Genomic DNA, 19,305 nt, shown 5'->3' on the forward strand with positions numbered 1-19,305 from the left:
GGGCGAGCAGTAGCGGACATCTGCATCATGGGCTCATGGACATGACCGAGCTGGATCACCTTCCGTCGGCCGTCGGCGGCGAGCGGCTGCTCGCGCTCGCCGACGGCCATCACGCCCGCACCGCACGGCCCTTGGGCGCCCGCAAGGCCCCGCGATGACGTACGACGAAGCACCCCCCGTCCGGACCGGCGACGCCCGCGTCCGACGTGCCCGGCCCGCCGACCTGCCCCGCGTCGTCGAGCTCGTCGCCGAGCACGCCGCGTACGAGAAAGGCGCCCCGCCCGCCCCCGGGCTCGACCGGCGCCTGGGCGAACTGCTCTTCGGGGTGCCCGACCCGCGGCTGCGCTGTCTGGTGGCCGAGTTGCCCGGTGGTGGCGAGGTCGTCGGTTACGCGACGTGTGTGCCGGAGATCTCCACCTGGGACGGCGCCGAGTACCTCCACATGGACTGCCTCTTCCTGCGTGACGGCCACCGGGGTCTCGGCCTCGGCGAGCTGCTGATGGACGCGGTGGCGGCCGAGGCCCGTGCCCTTGGCCTCACCGAGGTGCAGTGGCAGACGCCCGCGTGGAACGAGGGCGCCATCCGCTTCTACGGCCGGATCGGCGCCGAGGCCAAGGAGAAACTGCGCTTCGGCTGGCAGCTGCCGCAGTTGCCGCCGCTGCCGCCGCTGCCGTTCGACGCCGTGCTCTGCGATCTCGACGGCGTGATCCGCTTCTACGACATGACACGGGTGGAGGAGATGGAGCGCGCCGCCGGTCTGCCCCACGGCAGCACCGCCGAGTTCGCCTTCACGCCCGAGACCGATCTGCCGCTGATGCTCGGGCACATCGGCAAGAAGGAGTGGGTGGAGGCCATCGCGCACGGCCTCGCGGACCGGGTGCCTTACGAGCGCGGGCACGCCCTGGGCGCCGCGCTCGCCGAGGCCGGTTTCTCCGCCGACGCCACGGTGGTTGACCTGCTGCGGCGGGCCCGCGCGCACCTGCACGTGGCGCTCGTGACGAACGCGACCCCCTGGCTCGACCAGGACCTGGCCGAACTCGGCATCGCCGACCTCGCGCACACCGTGGTCAGCAGCGCCGACGTCGGCATCGTCAAGCCCGACCGCCGGATCTACGAGATCGCCGTGGAGCGTACGGGGGTTCCCGCCGAGCGCTGCCTGTTCGTGGACGACCGCAAGGAGAACGTGGACGCGGCCGTCGCGCTCGGCATGACCGGGCTGCACTACACGGGACCCGGTGACCTGAGGGAGGCACTGGCCCCGGTGCTCGGCCGGAGCTGAGCCCCCCGCGTCGCTGGACTAGTGCACCGCCCTCCGCACCGCCGGACTAGCGCACCGTCCACCGCCCGCCCAGCATCAGCTCCCGGCCCTCCAGCTCGTCGGCCTCGCGCCAGGCCTGGAGCCGCTGGGGGGTGATGCGGAAGTAGGTGTAGACGGCGGTGAGTCTGCTGGGGTCGAAGCCCGTCTTCTCGGCGAAGGCGTCCCGGTCCTCGGGGGACAACTCGCCCTCCCCCAGGGCCCGTACGGCCCCCTCGATGAGGACGACGTCGCGGGTCGGCCCGAGACCGACCCGCGCCCTGCCGGTCGCCCGGAGGTTGCGTCCGGTGACGCTCGCGTCCGGGGTGGCCACCAGCAGGCTCTCGCCGTCCCAGAGGAAGGACAGCGGGATGAGGTAGGGGGCACCGCTCTCCGCGTCGGCCGTGGCCACCCAGGCGTCGATGTCGTGGGCGAGGCGGTGCAGCGCGTCCTGCTTGCGCCGCTCGGGAGTGCGGGGCCCCGGCGTCTGCGTGTTCATTACTGTGTGCCTCCAAGTGCGCTGCAGGGTGCGTCACTTGTACGACGTACCGCGACGAGGGAATGTGACAGATGGATCAGAACAAGGCAGCGGTGGACCGGAGCGCCGAGCGTGACGAGGCGCTGGCGGCCCGCTTCGAGGAGCATCGGCCGCATCTGAAGGCAGTCGCCTATCGCATGCTCGGTTCGCTCAGCGAATCCGAGGACGCGGTCCAGGAGTCCTGGATCCGGCTCAGCCGCTCCGACAGCGACGAGGTGGCGAACCTGGGGGGCTGGCTGACGACGGTCGTCGGCCGGATCTGCCTCGACATGCTGCGTACGCGGCAGTCGCGGCGCGAGGAGTCCCTCTCGGTGTCGATGGACACCCATGTGCCGGACCCGGTGGTGAGTTGGGGGGACGTGGTCGACCCCGAGCAGGAGGTGCTGCTCGCCGACTCGGTGGGCCTCGCGCTGCTCGTCGTCCTGGAGACGCTGGCACCGGCCGAACGTCTCGCCTTCGTGCTGCACGACATGTTCGCCATGCCCTTCGACGAGATCGCCCCGATCGTGGAGCGCACCCCGGCCGCGACCCGGCAGCTGGCGAGCCGGGCCCGCCGCAGGGTGCAGGACTCGGCGCCCACCCCCGACAACGACCCCGTACGACAGCGCGAGGTCGTCGGAGCCTTCCTCGCGGCCGCGCGGGGCGGCGACTTCGACGCGCTGCTCGAACTGCTCGACCCGGGCGTGGTGTTGCGTGCGGACACCGGCGAACTCGCTTCCGGCCTCTCGAAGTTGGTACGGGGCGCTTCGGTGGTGGCCGGGCAGGCGGCGATGTTCAGGCAGGCGGCGCCGACCACCGAGATCGCGCTCGTCAACGGCCGCTTCGGCATGGTCGGAGTGCCGGACGGCGAGGTCGTCTCGGTCATGGAGTTCACGATCGCCGGCGGCAGGATCGTCGAACTCAACATCCTCGTCGACCCCGCCCGCGTGCGCGCCCTCGGGCTGCCCGCGTTCCGGCGCTGACCCGTACCAAGGCCCCCTCCCTCTAGCGCCCCGTCGCTCCAACGCCCTGTCGCTCCAACGCCCCTCGCACTAGCGCCGGACACCGGCCACCTCCCGCAGGTACTCCTTGCGGCAGAGCGGGTTGCGGTCGGTCCGCGGTCGCTCCGGGGCCTCGCCCCGGACCGGCTGGTACCGCTCGAAGGCCGACTCCAGCTCGCCCTCGCCACGCGTCAGCGAGGGCAGCAGCTGCTCCAGCTCGTGGACGCGGGCCGCCGGGATCTCGCCCTCGACCACGTACGAGGCGCCGCGCGCCGTCTGGGTGTGCGGGATGGCCCGCAGCCGTGAGAGCGCGGGCAGGAGCTGCCCGAACACGTCGTCCGGGACACTGAGCCGGAAGCGGTGCAGCGGCTCGTGCACCTCGGTGCCCGCCCGCCGCAGCGCGCTCAGGAGGACCAGCGGTGTCAGCTGCCGGAAGTCACCGGCCGTGCTGGACATGCTCTTGTCGAAGGTGGCGTGCGCGTGGCTCTGCCGGGGCCAGTACCCGGAGTGCGTCATGGTGACGGTGCAGTCGTCGACCTCCCACCCGTGGACCCCCTGGTGCAGGGCCTCGCGCACGCTCTCCTCGACGGCACGGAAGAACGCGTACGGCATCGAACCGAGCTCGACCTCCAGGCGGAACTCCACGCCGGAGCCCGGCAGCCCGGGATCGACGCGCAGGCCGACGGTGGCCAGGAAGGGGTTGTCGTCCTTGTCGATGATCTCGAAGGCGGAGCCGCTGCCGCTCACGCGTTCCACGCAGATGGTCGTGGTCTCGCGGAAGGCCACGTCGATGCCGTACTCGTCGAGGAGCGTCGCCTGGATGACCTCCTTCTGGACCTCGCCGTACAGCGACACGTACACCTCCTGACGGAGATCGTCCTGCCGCAGGTTGATCAGCGGGTCCTGCTCGGCGAGCTGGGCGAGCGCGAGATGCAGCGCGCCCTTGTCCCCGGGGCGGGCGGGGACGACGACGGTCTCCAGAGTGGGCGGCGAGAAGAAGTGCTGCCCCTCCCCGCCTCTCTTCGCGTGTGGCACGCCGACGACGTCGCCGATCCGGATGTCCCCGAGCCCCCACAGCTTCCCGATCCGGCCGGCGGAGACACCCTCGCGCGAGACGGCGGCCCCGCGGTCGAAGACGCTCACCGCGGTGACCTTGCCCTCTCGCCCGCCGCCGAACGGCAGCCGGTCCCGGGTGCGGATCGTCCCCGCGAACATCCGTACGTACGCGATCTTCTCCCCGGCGTCCCCGCGCTCGACCTTGAAGACGGTGCCGGAGACCGGGTCGTCGGCCCGCAGCGATCCGTCAGCGGAGGGGAGCAACTCCCGGATGCCCGCGACGAGTTCGGTGACGCCCGCGCCGGTGGCGGCCGAGCCGAAGTACACCGGGTGCACGAGGGCCTGCTCGGTCTGCGTGCCGAGTTCGGCGCGGAGCCGCCCGTAGGGGAGCTCCGTCGCGTCGTCGACGTAGGCGGCGAGCAGCTCGTCGTCGTGCGCGGCGAGTACGTCGACGAGGCGGGCGGTGAAGGAGGGGTCGCCGTCCTCGAAGGGCACGAAGGCCCCGTCGCGTCCGCCGAGGCCGCGCGGCGTCCCCATGGGCACGATGTCCGGGACGAGCCGCTCCGAGATGTCCCGCAGAAGGTCCTCGTGGCGCGCGCCGCGCCGGTCGATCTTGTTCACGAAGACGAGCGTGGGAATGCGGAGGCGCCGCAGCGTCCGCATGAGCACACGGGTCTGCGCCTGGACGCCTTCGACCGCGGAGACGACGAGCACGGCGCCGTCGAGCACGCTCAGCACCCGTTCCACCTCGGCGATGAAGTCCGGGTGCCCGGGGGTGTCGATGAGGTTCACGGTGACGTCGTCGACGGCGAAGGAGACGACGGCGGACTTGATCGTGATGCCGCGCTGCCGCTCCAGGGCCAGCGAATCGGTCTGGGTGCTGCCCGCGTCGACGCGACCGATCTCGTCGATGACACCGGCGGCGTGCAGAAGCCGTTCGGTCAGGCTGGTCTTACCGGCGTCAACATGCGCCAGGATGCCCAAGTTCAGGGTGTTGCACGTGCTCGACGTATGCACTGAGTGTCATGTCCTCTGGGTCGGTGGCGATTCCCTTCTGGCTGGACATGAACAAACGGCGCATTGCGTCTCCTTGACGGCTCGGGTGTACGGCAAGTGCAACAGGGGCGACGTGCGGCGGCAACCGATTTATCGGGAGGCGCGACACAGCGGCGGGCCACTAGCCTCCCGCCATGCTCACCGCCGTACTCGCGTTCGCGGGCGTCGCCGCGATCATCAACATCACGCCGGGCCTGGACACACTTCTGGTCCTGCGCACCTCCATGGCGCACGGCAGGGACGGCGGTCTCGCCGCCGCGCTGGGCATCCTCACCGGCTGTCTGGCCTGGGGCGTGGCGACGGCCATCGGCCTGACGGCAGTCCTCACGGCGTCCCGTTTCGCGTACGACGCCCTGCGCATCGGGGGCGCTCTGTACCTGGCGTGGCTGGGGGGGACGGCACTGTGGCGCTCCCGCCACCGGGTACGGGAGCCGGCCCCGGATCGGGAGGAAAAGGCGCGGGCCGATTCGGCCGCTCCCCGGGACCGCTGGGCGGCCTTCCGCGCCGGGCTCGCCACGAACCTGCTCAACCCCAAGGCCGGGCTCTTCTACATCAGCCTGCTCCCGCAGTTCATCCCGGAGGGCGCCCCCGTGTTCAGCGCGACGCTGCTGCTCACGGCGGTCGACCTGGTCGAACTCGCGCTCTGGTACTGGATCGTCACCTACGCGGCATCAGCGCTGGGCGAGCGCATCCGCCGTCCGTCGTTCCGGCGCCGTCTCGAGCAGTTCAGCGGGGTGGCGTTCCTCGGCTTCGCCGCGAACCTGGCGCTGCACGACCGGGCCTGATGCGGGACCCTGGAAGGGAGGAAGTGAGTGCCATGAGAGTCATGCTCAGAGCGCGTCTTGACACACAGGTCTCGAACGAGGCGATCAAGAACGGCACACTGCCGAAGATCGTGCAGTCGGTGACGGAACAGCTCAAGCCGGAGGCGGCGTACTTCGGCCCCTGCGACGGAGGCCGGACGGCCACCTTCGTCTTCGACATGCAGGACAGTTCGGAGATCCCGGCCATCACCGAGCCGTTCTTCCTGGAGCTCGGCGCGGAGATCGAGGTCTACCCGGTGATGAACGCGGAGGACCTGCGCAAGGGCCTTGCGGCGTTGCAGGGCTGACAGCGGGTGCACGGCTGACAGCGGGCGCACGGCTGACAGCGGGCGCACGGCTGACAGAGGGTGCACGGCCGACAAGGGGGCCTTCTTCGTCTCCTAGTAACGGGCCGGGTCGGTGACCTGCGGGGATCTTCCCTGCAGGTCACCGACCCGGCCTTTTGTCCGGATGGTGGGCGCAGGGTCGGTCCGTCTGACTTGGTCGCTTAGCCCATGACTTAACAGTTAGGCACCTGCTAACATCTCTTGGCATGTGCTGGATGTTGACATGAGGGATCCCACGCCGACAGGCGACGAGCTGGTGCAGGTGATGGCCACTCTGTCCAATCCGCACCGGCTGCGCGTCGTCGCGGCCCTCTCTGCGGGTGGGCGTAAGTATGTGAGCCTTCTGGCGCGCGAGCTGGACATCAGCAGGGCGCTGCTGCAGGTGCACCTGAAGAAGCTGGAGGCGGCCGGCCTGGTCAGCTCTCAGTTGGAGCTGTCGGAGGACGGCAAGGCAATGAAGTTCTACGAGGTGAGTCCCTTCTCGGTTCACCTGACACCGGAGTGCGTCGAGAGCGCCGTGGAGACGCTGACCATGGAGAAAGGACCATCGCGTTGAACGAGCACGAGTGGCAGGAAGTCATCGGGACGATCGGCATCTTCGTCCTGCTGACCGCTGTGATCATCACGGTCATCTGGCAGTTCGCCATCAGCTGGCGGGCCAAGGCTCAGCTGGCACGGGAGAGCGAGTACCGAAAGCTCGCCGAATCCGCCGTGGACGGGCAGCAGCGGATCGAGCAGCAGCTGGCTGAGATCGGTGGCCAGGTCACAGATCTGCAGAGCCGCACGGGCTCGATAGAACGGGTCCTGAAGGACGTCGAGTAGCCCCGGACAGGGAGGTCCGGGTCGTCGAGCGGCAACTCGACGACCCGGGCTGGGGAGCCGAACCACCTCGCCGCAGGCGAGTTTGCGCAGGAACACTCCACCAGGAAGAGGAGAGCAGCTCATGCTGCCCACAAGCAAGTCCGACCACCGCCCGACGGATCGCGCCGACGACATATCCGCCGCCGGTGTGCCAGGTCCGGCGTCATCCGGATCCGGTGCGAAGCAGGGGCGCGTCCGTCCCGGCGTGATCGCCGCCGTCGCCGACTGGTCCACCCGGCACCGTGCCCTGGCGATCGGCGGCTGGCTCGCGCTGGTCGTGATCGCCGTACTCTCCAGCGCGTTCGTGACGGGCGACGCCGCCCGTTCGGTGGATCCGGGTGAATCGGGCCGGGCGCAGCAGACCGTGAACGCGCAGCACAGCGGGGACTCCATCCGGGAGAACGTCCTGATCCAGCCCCGTGGCACCGCGGACGGCCCGCGCTTCGCGGACGACCCCGCGCTGCGCGAGGCGGCCGAGGATCTGGTGGCCGAGCTGAGCCGGACCCCGGGTGCGGTCGACGACATCGGATCCCCACTGGCGGCACATGGCGAGCGCTGGCTGTCGCAGGACGGCCGTTCCGGCCTGGTCACCTTTGAAGTCCCGGGCCCCGAAGCCGAGTTCGATGCGCACTACGCGGCGGTCGTGAAGGCCGTGGAACAGGTGAAGGCGCGCCACCCCGAGGTACGGCTCGCCCAGGCGGGCGACCGCAGCCTCTCCGAGGCGGCCAACGAGGGCATCAAGGATGACCTGAAGCGAGCCGAGACGACCTCGCTGCCGCTCACGCTGCTGATCCTGCTGGTCGTGTTCGGCTCGCTGATCGCCGCGGGGATACCGCTGCTGCTCGCGGCGACCACTGTGGCCGGAGCTTTCGGCCTGCTGCAACTGGTCAGTCAGTGGGTGCCGTTCAACAGCGCGGCCTCCTCCATCATCCTGCTGATCGGCATGGCTGTCGGCATCGACTACTCGCTGTTCTATCTGCGCCGGGTACGCGAGGAGCGGGCCGCCGGGCGCGAGGTGCGCGAGGCGCTGCGGATCACGGCAGGTACGTCGGGGCACGCGATCGTTGCCTCGGGCCTGACCGTGATGGTCTGCATGGTCGGGCTGCTCTTCACCGGTGTGGACGTGTTCAAGGGGCTCACAGTCGGAACGGTCCTGGTGGTCGGTCTGGCCGTGCTCAGCTCGGTGACCGTCCTTCCAGCGCTGCTCGCCCTCCTTGGGGACCGCGTCGACAAGGCCCGTATCCCCTGGCTCGGCCGGCGCCGGATCGCGGCGAAGGAGTCACGCCTGTGGGGCCGTGTGGCCCGTGCGGTCGTACGGCGGCCCGTCGTGGCGGGCGCGACGGCGGCTCTGGCCTTGCTGGTCATGGCACTGCCGGTACTCGGCATCCGGCTGCAGGACGCCGCGGTGACCGCGAGTCTGCCGCCCGGCGTCTCGGCCGCGGTGGATGCGGCGAGCGATATGCAGCAGGAGTTCCCCGGGGCGGCGACCTCGGCCCGGGTCGTCATCGACCGGGCGGACGGTGCGTCGGCCGACACCCCAGCCGTGCGGAAGGCGATCGACGCACTGCACGAGCAGGCGGCGGCCAGTGGTGGTGCGCTGCGGGAGCCGATCACGGCCGTGCCGGTCGGCGCGGCCATGGTGGTGCGGGTGCCGCTGGCGGGCGCCGTCACCGATCCCGTCGCGAACCGGGCGTTGGAGACTCTGCGTGAGCAGGCGCTGCCCGCGACGCTGGGCAAGGTGGCGGGTGTCGACTACGGCGTCGCGGGAAAGACCGCCATGCCGCACGACTTCACGGAGCAGGTGAACGACCGGACCCCGATCGTCTTCGCCTTCATCCTCGGTCTGGCCTTCCTGCTGCTCGCGGTGGCCTTCCGGTCGTGGACCATTCCCCTCGCATCGATCCTGCTCAACCTGCTGTCCATCGGCGCCGCTTGCGGGGTGCTCACCTGGGTCTTCCAGGACGGCCACCTGGAGTCCCTCCTGGGCTTCAGCTCCTATGGAGGCGTGGTCAGTTGGCTTCCCTTGTTCATGTTCATCATTCTCTTCGGCCTGAGCATGGACTACCACATCTTCATCCTCAGCCGGATCAAGGAACGGTGGCTCGCGGGCGCGGAACCGCGCGATGCGGTCGTCGGCGGCACAGCCGCCAGCGCGGGTGTCGTCAGCAGCGCGGCGTTCATCATGACCGGTGTCTTCACCGTGTTCATGACCCTGTCCGCCATCGAGTACAAGATGCTGGGCCTCGGCATGGCCCTGGCGATCCTCATCGACGCCACCGTGGTGCGCGGGGTGCTCCTGCCAGCCGCGATGTCCCTGCTGGGCGCACGAGCCTGGGGGTCGCGGGTGAGGCCTCGCGACGGTACCGACCCGGCCTCCTCTTGATCGGTAGCGCCGGGCGGAGCCATCAGGACGCTCATGGTGTCGTCCGTCCTGCGTACTTGAAGCAGGACCAGACGATCTTCCCCAACGGGTTGCGGTCCTCGACTCCCCAGCCATCGGCGAGCGCACTCACCAGGATCAGCCCGCGTCCGGAGGTGTCCGTGTGGGCGGCCTGGCGTACCTCGGGATGCTGGCGGCGGCTGTCGTGCACTTCCAGGCGTACGACTTCCTCGTCCGCGTCGAGTCGGACCAGGAAGCCGCGGTCCGCGACGGTGCCGTGAACCAGGGCATTGGTGGCGAGCTCGGAAACGCAGAGCCGGATGTCTTCGGCCCGACCCAGTAGGCCCCACTCGGTGAGGGCGTCGGTGGTGAACGTCCGTGCCTGGCCGACTGATCCTGGCCGGGCCTTGAAGAACCGCTGGGTTGAATCGGCCATCTCGGTCCTCATGACTCGGCGTTCAGGGCGCGGGTGGTTCCGGGCCGGCGGCGGACGAAGCCGCTGGGCGAGACGGAGGGGTGCGTGGGGCGGGGGCGGCGGATCAGCAGCAACCGCGAGCTGGCTGTCTCGATCCGGCGTGCGCGTTCGGGGGCTATGGCCTTCGGCCCCAGGTGCGACATGGCTGGGGCGATGACGCCGTAGACGTCCGGCAGCGCGAGCACGTCCATCAGCCCGGTGAACGCCGCCGACGCGGGGCCCGCGTCGGCGGCGCGGTCGGTGAAGACGCCTGACAGTTGCAGCTCGTGGGTGCGGCAGTACTCGGCGAGCGAGGCGACCAGCGCGTCCTGTCGCGCTCGGGATGCTCACATCAGCCGCAGGAATCCGTAGACGACCGGGCCGCTGACCGGGCGGTGCTCCGTGAGGGGTTCCATGCTCAGGACCGTCCAAAGGCTCGACAAGTGGTGACGTTCTGAGTGTGGCCGCGTCCTAAATCGCGGCCAATCGCCGGCCGTTCTACTTCCGTTCCACTTTCGTCCCGCCGACTGCACGCATCTGCTTCGATGACCCGTGGAAGGGAGTGAGGCGTGGCGACCGTGCACCACTGGACCGGCTTGGAGGCCAGGGCTCTGCGTCTCGCCCTGCGCCTGAGCATCAGATCCTTTGCCCAGAAGCTCGGCCTGGCTGTCGCGACCGTCTCCAAGTGGGAGTCCAAGCTCGCCGACACCGAGCCCAGACCCGACACCCAGGCCATCCTCGACACCGCCCTCGGCCGCGCGGACGCCGCCGTACACCTGCGCTTCGAGACGCTCCTGTCGGAGATGACCAGCCCGCTGACCGCCGCCCGGCGCCGTGTCACCGCCTCCGGACCCCGGGCTTGGGAGTACGAGTCCTGGGCAGACGATCTGGACCGCGTTCTGGTAGCCCTGTCCCGGCAGAACTTCGCCTTCGCCGACAGCCTCCTGACGCGGTGGCTGGGCCGGTTCAAGGCCCCTGAGCTGGATGAGAAAGGCCTGTACCTGTTCGCCCGTTCCACTGCCCTGCTCGGCGACCTCAAGCGTGACCAGGGCGCCGTCCTCGGCCCGCTGTCTGCCCAGCACTCCTACACCGGCGCCCGCGCGGTCTTCGCCCAGCTCGACATCCCCCGCCGCGTCGCCCAGCTCGACCTGTCCCTCGCCGTGGTCACGGAGATGTCCGGGAAGCTGGAGACCGCCGCCCGCAACTACGAGACCCTCGCCGTCGATGACCGGCTGTCCCGCCGCGACCGTGCGAGGGCCCGGCTGTGGGTGGGGACTGCGCTGAGCAAAGACGGCCAGCACGACTATGCGACCCGCGTCATGCAGGCCGCCACCCGCGACTTCCAGGACCTCACCGAACCGGACGACTGGACGGTGGCCCACCAGAAACTCGCCCTCGCCCGTCGTGGGGCGGGCGACCTCACCCAGGCTCTGCACTTCATCGACATCGCTCGCAGCAGCGGTGCGACCGACTCGCCGATGCAACGCGTGCGGCTGGACACCGCTGATGGTCACATCCTGCTCTCCGACAAGGCGACCCGGGATGATGGACTCCTCGTCCTCGGCCACGCCGCCGAGATGGCCGCGCAGTACGGACTCGTGCACCAACTGCGCAGTATCGAGGGCGTCAAGGCCATGAGTGAGGGGCCGCTGGGCCCCCGGCAACGGTGACCAGGGAGAAACGCGTGCGCAACGACCAGCAGGCCATCACCGAGGACCAGTGGCGCCAGGCCAAGCTGATCTGGGACTACCACCAGATGCAGCACGAGCCGCGGCCCGTCGACGTGGCGATCGGGCTGGGCAGCCACGACCTCGGCGTCGCGGCCCACTCCGCCGAGCTGTATCGCTCCGGGCACTTCCCGACCCTGGTGTTCACCGGGGGCAACAGCCCCACCACCGCCAAGGTCTTCCCCCGCGGTGAGGCTGTCCACTTCCGCGAGCATGCCATCGACCTCGGCGTTCCCGCCGAGGCGATCCTGCTGGAGCCCAACGCGGGCAACACCGGGCAGAACATCACCCTCTCCCGTGAGGTCCTCGCCGCCGCCGGGATCCGGCCGAAGAGAGTGCTGCTGGTCTCCAAGCCCTATATGGAGAGGCGATCGTTCGCGACTGCCCGCAAGTTGTGGTCCGACGTCGAGATCCTGTGTGCGTCGGAGCCGCAGGAGTTCGACGACTACCTGAAGTCCATCGGCGACGAGAAGCTCGTTCTGGACATGCTCGTCGGCGACCTCCAGCGGGTCATCGAATACCCGAAGCTCGGATTCGCCATCGAGCAGGAGGTCCCGGAGGACGTGCATGCCGCCTACGAGTCCCTCATCCGCGACGGCTTCACCAGCCGCCTCATCTCGTGACCTGCCCGAGCCGGGCGGGCTCTGGGCCATCCACCAGCCGAACTTCCTGCCCCGGCTGACCACGCTGGCCAAGCTGTTCGCGGCGGACTACTGGATCGTCCTGGACGACGTGCAGTTCACCCGCCGCGACTACCAGCACCGAGCCCGCCTCGCTGCCCTCGATGAACCCGCCCGTCAGCAGTGGCTCACCATCCCGACCCACCTACCGAGCGGACGGCCCACCCTCATCCGGGGCGCCGTGATCGACAGCCCCGCCCTTGCCCGCCGCAGAACCGCAGGTGTGCTGCGGCAGAACTATCGGGCCAGCGTTCACTGGCCCGCCTTCGCCGAGGCTCTGGATCTGATGTTGGACGCCTTCGACACGAGCAGGACCGCGACGGTCGCCGAGACCTCCACCCGCGTCCTGCTGGACCTGCTCGGCTGGGGGGGGGCAGGTTCTTACCTGCAGTCGTCTGCCAGCCCGGTCGGGCCGATCCGCGCGGCTCGCCGACCTGGCCGCAGCGACCGGCGCGCGCGGCTCATCCGAGCGGCGATCGTGCTGCTCGCCGGAGCAGGCTTGCGCATAGGCGAGTTGCTCGGCCTCAAGGTGTCGGACGTCGACTTCAAGGCCGACGCCAGAAGAAGACCGCACCCGGACCGTCATGGACGCCGTTCTCGGCGGCCTGCGGACCGGGTGCGGTCAGGTAAACGATGAGACCCGCGAAAGTGCAGGTCCAACGGCCTAGGTCAAGATCAGGCCTTCTTGGTCTCCCAGAAGATCTTGTCGATCTGGGCGATGTAGTCCAGCGCCTTCTGGCCCGTGGCCGGGTCCGACGAGCCCTTGGCGGCCGAGAGGGCCTTCAGGGTGTCGTTGACCAGCTGGTGCAGCTCCGGGTACTTCTCGAAGTGCGGGGGCTTGAAGTAGTCGCTCCAGAGCACCGACACGTGGTGCTTGGCGAGCTCCGCGCGCTGCTCCTTGATGCCGATGGCGCGCGTCTGGAACTGCGCGTCGTCGTTGCCGGCCATCTTCTCCTGGACGGCCTTGACCGACTCGGCCTCGATGCGGGCCTGGGCCGGGTCGTACACGCCGCAGGGGAGGTCGCAGTGGGCGCTGACCTTTACCTTGGGGGCAAACAGGCGGGAAAGCATGCAGCGGTCCTTCCTCGTGATCGTCTTCTCAGGTGGGACATTACTCCGTGAGAGACGGCTTTTCGCGAGTGCCCCCATGGGCTTAGGACAAAAGTCCAGGGTCAGACTGGGACTCGTGGAGGATAGGACCGGGGGAGGTGCGGTGATGCCGGAGCTGTCGCAGGGGAGCGAACGCAGAAGGGCCATCCTGCCGTTGGGCGCGGCCGAGGTGACCGGCCCTTCGATGGTGCCCACGCTGTACCACGGGGACCGCCTGGTGGTGCAGTGGGGCGCGCGGGTCCGAGCGGGTGACGTGGTGGTGCTCCGCCATCCGTTCCAGCAGGACCTGTTGGTCGTCAAGCGCGCCGCCGAGCGGCGCGAGGGCGGCTGGTGGGTGCTCGGGGACAACACGTACGCGGGCGGGGACAGCACGGACTACGGCACGGTGCCCGAGGAACTCGTCCTGGGGAAGGTGTGGTTCCGCTACCGCCCGCCCCAGTCGAGGTCCGGTCAGCGCTCGCCGTTCAGCCTGCTGCGCTGGGCCGTTTCGGCCGCGCGGCCCGTGCTGGCCGACCGCTCCGTCTCCAGGCGCTTGCGGGCGCGGTAGGCGGCGACATTGGCCCGGGTCGCGCAGCGGTCCGAGCAGTAGCGCCGGGAGCGGTTCGTCGACGTGTCGAGGTAGGCGTTGCGGCACGGCGCTGCCTCGCACAGGCCGAGGCGGTCGACCCCGTGCTCGGTGAGGTGGAAGGCGAGGCCCATCGCGGCGATCGCCGCGTACCCGGACGTCGCGTTCGACGGGTGGTCCGCGAGGTGCATGTGCCACAGCGGGTTGCCGCCGTCGTCGCGGTGGTCGTGCCCCGAGATCTGCGGGCTGACCGGGAACTCCATGAGCAGTGAGTTCAGCAGGTCGACCGCGAGGGTCTCGTCCCCGCCGTCGGCCGCCTCGAAGACCGACCTGAGCCTGGCCCGCACCGAACGGAAGCGGGTGACGTCGGAGTCCGTGGCGCGACGGGCCGCCTGCGCATTGCCTCCGAACAGCTCACGGACCGCGTCGACCGACGTCAGCGCGTCCTTGTTGCGACCCGGCTCCTCGCTGTTGACCAGACGTACGGCGTAGTCCGAGTAATAGGCCAGTTCCACTTGTAGTCCTTACCGGGGCGGGCTATCTTCGTCAGGTGCGTGAGTAACAGCTGCGCGCGCTTCTAGGGTATTACGAGAGCGTATTACGTACGGGAGGGCTTCTCATGACGGAAACGGCGGCCAAGGCCGACTGGCGGGCCTGGCAGGACAGCTGGGACCGGCAGCAGGAGTGGTATCTGCCCGACCGCGAGGAGCGGTTCAGGGTCATGCTGGACATGGTCGAGGCCGTCGTCGGCACCGAGCCCCGCGTCCTCGACCTCGCGTGCGGTACCGGGAGTATTACGGACCGGCTGCTCAAGAGGTTCCCGAAGGCGGTCAGCACCGGCGTCGACCTCGACCCCGCGCTCCTCGCCATCGCCGAGGGCACCTTCGCCGGGGACGACCGCGTCACGTTCGTGACCGCGGACCTCAAGGACCCCGAGTGGACGGCGCAACTCCCGTACGACTCATACGACGCCGTGCTCACCGCCACCGCCCTGCATTGGCTGCACAGCGAGCCCCTCACCACCCTCTACGGGCAGATCGCGGGTCTCGTGCGTGACGGCGGCGTCTTCCTGAACGCCGACCACATGCCCGACCCCGCGACCCCGCGCCTGAACGACGCCGACCGGGCCCAGCGGCACGCCCGCATGGACCGGGCCAAGGCCGAGGGCGCCCTGGACTGGCGGGACTGGTGGGACCTCGCCGCCAAGGACCCGGTGCTCGCCGGGCCCACCGCCAAACGCTTCGAGATCTACGGCGAGCACGCGGACGGCGACACCCCCTCGCCGGAGTGGCACGCGCGGACGCTGCGCGACGCGGGCTTCGGTGAGGCACGGACGGTGTGGGCCTCGCCTTCGGACGCGATGGTGCTGGGCCTGAAGTAGCGCCACCCACAGGAAGTTCTGCCAAGTTCCGCCTTTTACTCCCGATCATTCTGCGAGAAATCGGGTGAATTCCCTTTCATTGATATTGCTTGCCGATGGGGCGGGCGTGTGCGAAAGTTCTGGTGTTCGCGCTCTGAGCGCTTTTGGTAGGTGCGCTCGGCAATCAAGGGGGAGTTTATGAAGTTTCGATTGAAGGCGTCGCTCCTGACGGGAGCCGTGGTGGCGGGATCCCTGATCGGTGGTGCTCCGGCACAGGCCAACACCAGCAAGACATGCATTCCCCTGATGACGTGGTCGTTCGGGGACGTCTGTTTCGACGGGAACGGCGACAAGTTCATCATGAGCGACTATCGGGAGGATCACCGCAGGATAGTCGTGAAGTGGGTGGCGCATGACGGATCCGGTCGGACCGGTGAGTGCCACGACGCGGACGGCGCCATGAATGGCGCCAAGATATGCAACTACAACTTCAGAGAAGGCAAGAACAACTACCTCGAGTTCGTGGGTATGACGCGTAACGGTGCGCACGGCACGAGCGCGAATATCAGCCCCACTCTCCGTGGCTACATCACCCCCAGGTAGGTCCTGCATCCGTAGGCGCTCGGGGTAACGTGCAATTTGGGCCCAGATCAGAGCGATCTGGGCCCAAATTTGTGTGCTCTGCTCTTCAATGGCGCGAGCCTATTTCCTCTAGAGCACCTTGGAGAGGAACGACTGGGTTCGTTCCTGACGAGGGTTCGAGAGAACATCACGCGGATTGCCGGATTCGACCACCACGCCCTCGTCCATGAAGACGAGGCTGTCGCCGACCTCGCGCGCGAAGCCCATCTCGTGCGTGACGACGATCATCGTCATGCCGGACTCCGCGAGGTCGCGCATGACGTCGAGCACGTCACCGACGAGCTCCGGGTCGAGCGCCGACGTCGGCTCGTCGAAGAGCATCAGCTTCGGTTCCATCGCGAGCGCGCGGGCGATGGCCACCCGCTGCTGCTGGCCGCCCGAGAGCTGCGAGGGGTAGTTCTTCGCCTTGTCGGCGAGGCCCACCCGCTCCAGGAGCTGCCCGGCGCGCTCCCTCGCCGCCGCCTTCGACTCGCCCTTGACCTGGACCGGCGCCTCCATGACGTTCTCTAGGGCCGTCATGTGCGGGAAGAGGTTGAAGCGCTGGAAGACCATGCCGATGTCCCGGCGCTTGAGGGCGACTTCGCTGTCCTTGAGCTCGTACAGCTTGTCTCCCTTCTGCCGGTAGCCGACCAGTTCGCCGTCGACGTAGAGCCGGCCGGCGTTGATCTTCTCCAGGTGGTTGATGCAGCGCAGGAACGTCGACTTGCCGGAGCCGGACGGGCCGATGAGGCAGAAGACCTCGCCCGACTTGACCTCCAGGTCGATGCCCTTCAGTACTTCTACGTGACCGAAGGACTTGTGGACGCCCTCAGCTTTCACCATGGCAGTCATGCCATGCCCCCCTTCGGGCGGCCCAGGGAGAGCAAACTGACCCTGACCTTTTGCAGCGGAGTCTGCGGCAGAGTGCGGCTGGAGCCGCGCGCGTAATAGCGCTCCAGGTAGTACTGACCGAAGCTGAGGATGGACGTCATGATCAAGTACCAGGCGGCTGCAGTGAAGTACATCTCCACCGGTGCGCCAGAATTCTGCCCGATGTCCTGGGCATATCGGAACAGCTCATTGAATTGGACCGCAGCAACCAGCGAGGTCGTCTTCAGCATGTTGATGACTTCGTTACCGGTCGGCGGCACGATGACGCGCATTGCCTGCGGGATCACGATCCGCCGGAGGGTCTTGGCATGGCTCATGCCGAGCGCGTGGGAGGCCTCGGTCTGTCCCTCGTCGACAGACAACAGACCGGCGCGGCAGATCTCCGCCATGTACGCCGCTTCATTCAGGCCGAGGCCGAGCAACGCCGTCAGAAGCGGCGTCATGAAGTCGGACCATTCGTCCTTGTAGACCGGCCCGAGGTTGATGGTGTCGAAGACCAGGCCGAGGTTGAACCACACGAAGAGCTGGACCAGGACCGGAGTACCGCGGAAGAACCAGATGTAGAACCAGGCGATCGAAGAGGTCACCGGGTTCCGTGACATGCGCATCACGGCGAGCAGGACACCACCTGACACACCGATCAACATCGAGAGCACGGTGAGCAGGAGAGTCTGGCCCATTCCGCGGAGAATGCGGTCATCAAAGAAGTAGTCGGGAACGGTGTCCCATTTGATGTCACCCTGCCCGAAGGCATAGATGACTATTCCGAATGCGGCGAGGGCGATCAGCGCGGAGAAGTATCGACCGTAGTGCCTGACCGGGACGGCCCTGATGGCCTCGGGGCCCGAAGGTGGCGGTGGCGGAGGGTTGCCTGAGTCTGACTTGCGTACGTCAGCAGTCACGGGTGGTGCCTTTCAACGGCTTGAGAGGAGGGGGGCACGGATACGTGAACCACGCGTGATTCGTGGTCACTTGCCGCCGTTGATCTTGGCTTCCTTGACCGCGCCGTCCTCGACGCCCCACTTCGAGATGATCTTGCCGTACTCGCCGTTCTTGATGATGGCGTCGAGCGCGGCCTTGATCGCGTCGCGCAGCTCGGGGGTCTTCTTGGAGATCGCGATGCCGTACGGAGCGGCCTCGACCTGCTCGCCGACCAACTCGAAGTCCTTGCCGCCGCCCGAGGTCTTCACCGCGTACGCGGCGACCGGGAAGTCGGAGGAGCCGGCGTCGGCGCCGTCGGAGCGCAGCCGGGTCTGGGCCTGCTGGTCGTTGTCGAAGGACTCGATCGCGATGTCCTTGCCGCCCTTGCACTTCTTCGACTCGGCCTTGGCCAGGTCGTGCGAGACGGTGCCGCGCTGGAGGACGATCTTCTTGCCGCAGAGGTCGGCCCAGGTCTTGATGCCCTCGCCCTCGCCCTTCTTGGTGTAGATCGAGACGCCGGCAGTGAAGTAGTCGACGAAGTCGACCCCCTCACCCACCTTCTTGCCGGTCTCCTCGTCGACACCTTCCTGGCGGTTCTTGGTGTCGGTCATCGCGGACATGGCGATGTCGTATCGCTTGGAGCGCAGTCCGGTGATCAACGTGTCGAACGTGCCGTTCTCGAACTGGAACTCCACGCCGAGCTGCTTGCCGAGGGCTTCGCCGAGGTCGGGGTCGATGCCGACGGTCTTGCCCGACTTGTCCTTGAACTCGACGGGCGGGTACGCGATGTCCGAACCGACCTTGATGACACCCGCGTCACGGATGTCCTTGGGGAGCTTGTCGGCGAGCGGCGCGTTGCTCACCTTCTCGCCGCCCTCGTCCTTGCTCTTGGTCTGGTCACCGCAGCCGGTCAGCAGCAGCGCGCCGGCGACCGCGATCGCGCCGACCGTGGCCATCCGGGACTTCGCGGACTTACCGGCGGTGGTACGACAAATGGAGCGTGCGGTCATGAGGGTCCTCCGGCGGATGAGGGAGTTGCCGAGCGGTCGTGCACACACCTTCGGGTGTCGCGACCTCGTGTGATGACGGCATCTTGCCATTCGGACCGTCCGATTCTGGGTGCCAGAGATGTCAAAATCGGATAACGGGTGATCGCGGCACCTAGACAGGTTGGGACAACTGGTCCGAACCGGCAGCGAACGAAGTACCGCCATTTGAGATGTTCGAGGAATCTCGGGTGAATCTCGCGATGTGGACCGGCGTCGTGCGCTCGCCGGAAAAGTCGGGCAGGGGACGTCGCCCGTTGTTGAGATGAGCCGGCTGCTCGGCGGCTGGTGGGGGTGCTGGAAAGGTGCGTTACACCGTTCTTGATCGCTGAGTGGCCAGCGGGCTCCGGTTCCCCTGAGCGCTGGTCAGCGGCCTGTCCCGAACGGTTGGGGACAGGCTGGTTCCCCCATTTCTCGATCTTGGATCCTCCCGTTGGGGCCTGCGCATCGCGTACGCGGTCCCCGGACCAGGGCTCGGCCCCGGTCTGCCCGACCCACCAGGGTCGGGGACGGGTGCGGGGGTCCCTCGCTCCACCGGACACCTGCTCGCCGCACGGTCGCGGTGTCCACTGCCATCACTCCGGTGACAGTGGGCCGCTCCTGCTCTGGCTCCCA

The 19,305-nt window shown here is 68.4% G+C and carries 22 protein-coding genes and 1 pseudogene; 14 read left to right on the forward strand and 9 right to left on the reverse strand.

The genetic code is table 11. From position 1 onward, the window contains the following. Positions 1–35 precede the first annotated feature (35 nt). The gene (locus ABXJ52_RS24970) at positions 36–158 is read left to right on the forward strand and encodes a hypothetical protein (RefSeq protein WP_367044906.1); all 123 of its coding nucleotides are present in this window, start codon (positions 36–38) and stop codon (positions 156–158) included. Then, positions 155–1,279: an HAD-IA family hydrolase gene (locus tag ABXJ52_RS24975; RefSeq protein WP_367044907.1), complete on the forward strand. Its 1,125-nt coding sequence runs from the start codon at positions 155–157 to the stop codon at positions 1,277–1,279. Before ABXJ52_RS24970 ends, ABXJ52_RS24975 begins: the two co-directional genes overlap by 4 nt. 46 nt (positions 1,280–1,325) lie before the next feature. On the opposite strand, the gene ABXJ52_RS24980 is transcribed toward ABXJ52_RS24975, so the two are convergent. Next, complete coding sequence (locus ABXJ52_RS24980; RefSeq protein WP_367044908.1) at positions 1,326–1,793, reverse strand: pyridoxamine 5'-phosphate oxidase family protein; 468 nt, start codon at positions 1,791–1,793, stop codon at positions 1,326–1,328. Positions 1,794–1,864: 71 nt separating this feature from the next. On the opposite strand from ABXJ52_RS24980, the gene ABXJ52_RS24985 reads away from it, so the two are divergent. Beyond that, positions 1,865–2,794, forward strand: coding sequence for a sigma-70 family RNA polymerase sigma factor (locus tag ABXJ52_RS24985; protein ID WP_367044909.1), 930 nt, complete (start codon positions 1,865–1,867; stop codon positions 2,792–2,794). 69 nt (positions 2,795–2,863) lie between these two features. Here ABXJ52_RS24985 and ABXJ52_RS24990 read toward each other — a convergent pair whose 3' ends face one another. Next, positions 2,864–4,885, reverse strand: a complete 2,022-nt coding sequence (locus ABXJ52_RS24990; RefSeq protein WP_367044910.1) for a translation factor GTPase family protein — start codon at positions 4,883–4,885, stop codon at positions 2,864–2,866. Between the two features lie 173 nt (positions 4,886–5,058). On the opposite strand from ABXJ52_RS24990, the gene ABXJ52_RS24995 reads away from it, so the two are divergent. From ABXJ52_RS24995 to ABXJ52_RS25015, 5 genes are all read left to right on the forward strand, one after another. After that, the gene (locus ABXJ52_RS24995) at positions 5,059–5,709 is read left to right on the forward strand and encodes a LysE family translocator (RefSeq protein ID WP_367044911.1); all 651 of its coding nucleotides are present in this window, start codon (positions 5,059–5,061) and stop codon (positions 5,707–5,709) included. A 32-nt stretch (positions 5,710–5,741) separates the two neighbouring features. After that, a complete protein-coding gene (locus ABXJ52_RS25000; RefSeq protein ID WP_367044912.1) occupies positions 5,742–6,035 on the forward strand; it encodes a DUF3303 family protein in 294 nt (97 codons plus the stop codon). A 262-nt stretch (positions 6,036–6,297) separates the two neighbouring features. Continuing rightward, complete coding sequence (locus ABXJ52_RS25005; RefSeq protein WP_303261517.1) at positions 6,298–6,630, forward strand: helix-turn-helix domain-containing protein; 333 nt, start codon at positions 6,298–6,300, stop codon at positions 6,628–6,630. Further along, the gene (locus tag ABXJ52_RS25010; protein WP_367044913.1) at positions 6,627–6,896 is read left to right on the forward strand and encodes a hypothetical protein; all 270 of its coding nucleotides are present in this window, start codon (positions 6,627–6,629) and stop codon (positions 6,894–6,896) included. Before ABXJ52_RS25005 ends, ABXJ52_RS25010 begins: the two co-directional genes overlap by 4 nt. 121 nt (positions 6,897–7,017) lie before the next feature. Next, positions 7,018–9,318 (forward strand): MMPL family transporter, encoded by a 2,301-nt coding sequence (locus tag ABXJ52_RS25015; RefSeq protein ID WP_367044914.1) that lies wholly within the window; start codon positions 7,018–7,020, stop codon positions 9,316–9,318. Between the two features lie 31 nt (positions 9,319–9,349). On the opposite strand, the gene ABXJ52_RS25020 is transcribed toward ABXJ52_RS25015, so the two are convergent. Together ABXJ52_RS25020 and ABXJ52_RS25025 are read right to left on the reverse strand one after the other, a co-directional pair. Next, positions 9,350–9,751, reverse strand: a complete 402-nt coding sequence (locus ABXJ52_RS25020) for an ATP-binding protein (protein WP_367044915.1) — start codon at positions 9,749–9,751, stop codon at positions 9,350–9,352. Positions 9,752–9,759: 8 nt separating this feature from the next. Continuing rightward, complete coding sequence (locus ABXJ52_RS25025) at positions 9,760–9,981, reverse strand: hypothetical protein (RefSeq protein WP_367044916.1); 222 nt, start codon at positions 9,979–9,981, stop codon at positions 9,760–9,762. 357 nt (positions 9,982–10,338) lie between these two features. On the opposite strand from ABXJ52_RS25025, the gene ABXJ52_RS25030 reads away from it, so the two are divergent. From ABXJ52_RS25030 to ABXJ52_RS25040, 3 genes and pseudogenes are all read left to right on the forward strand, one after another. Continuing rightward, entirely contained in the window at positions 10,339–11,439 is a 1,101-nt protein-coding gene (locus tag ABXJ52_RS25030; RefSeq protein WP_367044917.1) for a helix-turn-helix domain-containing protein, read from the forward strand. 14 nt (positions 11,440–11,453) lie between these two features. Further along, a complete protein-coding gene (locus tag ABXJ52_RS25035; RefSeq protein ID WP_367044918.1) occupies positions 11,454–12,119 on the forward strand; it encodes a YdcF family protein in 666 nt (221 codons plus the stop codon). Positions 12,120–12,165: 46 nt separating this feature from the next. Continuing rightward, a pseudogene (locus ABXJ52_RS25040) lies at positions 12,166–12,634 on the forward strand (WbqC family protein); the annotation flags it as partial. 217 nt (positions 12,635–12,851) lie between these two features. Here the strand turns inward: ABXJ52_RS25040 and sodN are convergent. Beyond that, positions 12,852–13,247 (reverse strand): superoxide dismutase, Ni, encoded by a 396-nt coding sequence (gene sodN / locus ABXJ52_RS25045; RefSeq protein WP_190081992.1) that lies wholly within the window; start codon positions 13,245–13,247, stop codon positions 12,852–12,854. 145 nt (positions 13,248–13,392) lie between these two features. On the opposite strand from sodN, the gene sodX reads away from it, so the two are divergent. After that, positions 13,393–13,833: a nickel-type superoxide dismutase maturation protease gene (gene sodX, locus ABXJ52_RS25050; RefSeq protein WP_367049248.1), complete on the forward strand. Its 441-nt coding sequence runs from the start codon at positions 13,393–13,395 to the stop codon at positions 13,831–13,833. Here sodX and ABXJ52_RS25055 read toward each other — a convergent pair. Next, positions 13,737–14,366, reverse strand: a complete 630-nt coding sequence (locus ABXJ52_RS25055) for a CGNR zinc finger domain-containing protein (RefSeq protein ID WP_367044919.1) — start codon at positions 14,364–14,366, stop codon at positions 13,737–13,739. The genes sodX and ABXJ52_RS25055 overlap by 97 nt on opposite strands. 104 nt (positions 14,367–14,470) lie before the next feature. On the opposite strand from ABXJ52_RS25055, the gene ABXJ52_RS25060 reads away from it, so the two are divergent. Beyond that, on the forward strand, positions 14,471–15,232 hold the full coding sequence (locus ABXJ52_RS25060) for a class I SAM-dependent methyltransferase (RefSeq protein ID WP_367044920.1): 762 nt from the start codon (positions 14,471–14,473) through the stop codon (positions 15,230–15,232). Between the two features lie 177 nt (positions 15,233–15,409). Then, complete coding sequence (locus ABXJ52_RS25065) at positions 15,410–15,814, forward strand: hypothetical protein (protein ID WP_367044921.1); 405 nt, start codon at positions 15,410–15,412, stop codon at positions 15,812–15,814. Between the two features lie 108 nt (positions 15,815–15,922). On the opposite strand, the gene ABXJ52_RS25070 is transcribed toward ABXJ52_RS25065, so the two are convergent. The 3 genes from ABXJ52_RS25070 to ABXJ52_RS25080 all read right to left on the reverse strand — a co-directional run bounded on the left by ABXJ52_RS25070 (position 15,923) and on the right by ABXJ52_RS25080 (position 18,654). Next, entirely contained in the window at positions 15,923–16,684 is a 762-nt protein-coding gene (locus ABXJ52_RS25070; protein WP_367044922.1) for an amino acid ABC transporter ATP-binding protein, read from the reverse strand. Beyond that, the gene (locus tag ABXJ52_RS25075; RefSeq protein WP_367044923.1) at positions 16,681–17,625 is read right to left on the reverse strand and encodes an amino acid ABC transporter permease; all 945 of its coding nucleotides are present in this window, start codon (positions 17,623–17,625) and stop codon (positions 16,681–16,683) included. The genes ABXJ52_RS25070 and ABXJ52_RS25075 overlap by 4 nt, the downstream gene beginning before the upstream one ends. 66 nt (positions 17,626–17,691) lie before the next feature. Further along, on the reverse strand, positions 17,692–18,654 hold the full coding sequence (locus ABXJ52_RS25080; protein ID WP_367044924.1) for an ABC transporter substrate-binding protein: 963 nt from the start codon (positions 18,652–18,654) through the stop codon (positions 17,692–17,694). Positions 18,655–19,305 lie beyond the last annotated feature (651 nt).

It is taken from the genome of Streptomyces sp. Je 1-332 (assembly GCF_040730185.1).
Classification (GTDB): Bacteria; Actinomycetota; Actinomycetes; order Streptomycetales; family Streptomycetaceae; genus Streptomyces.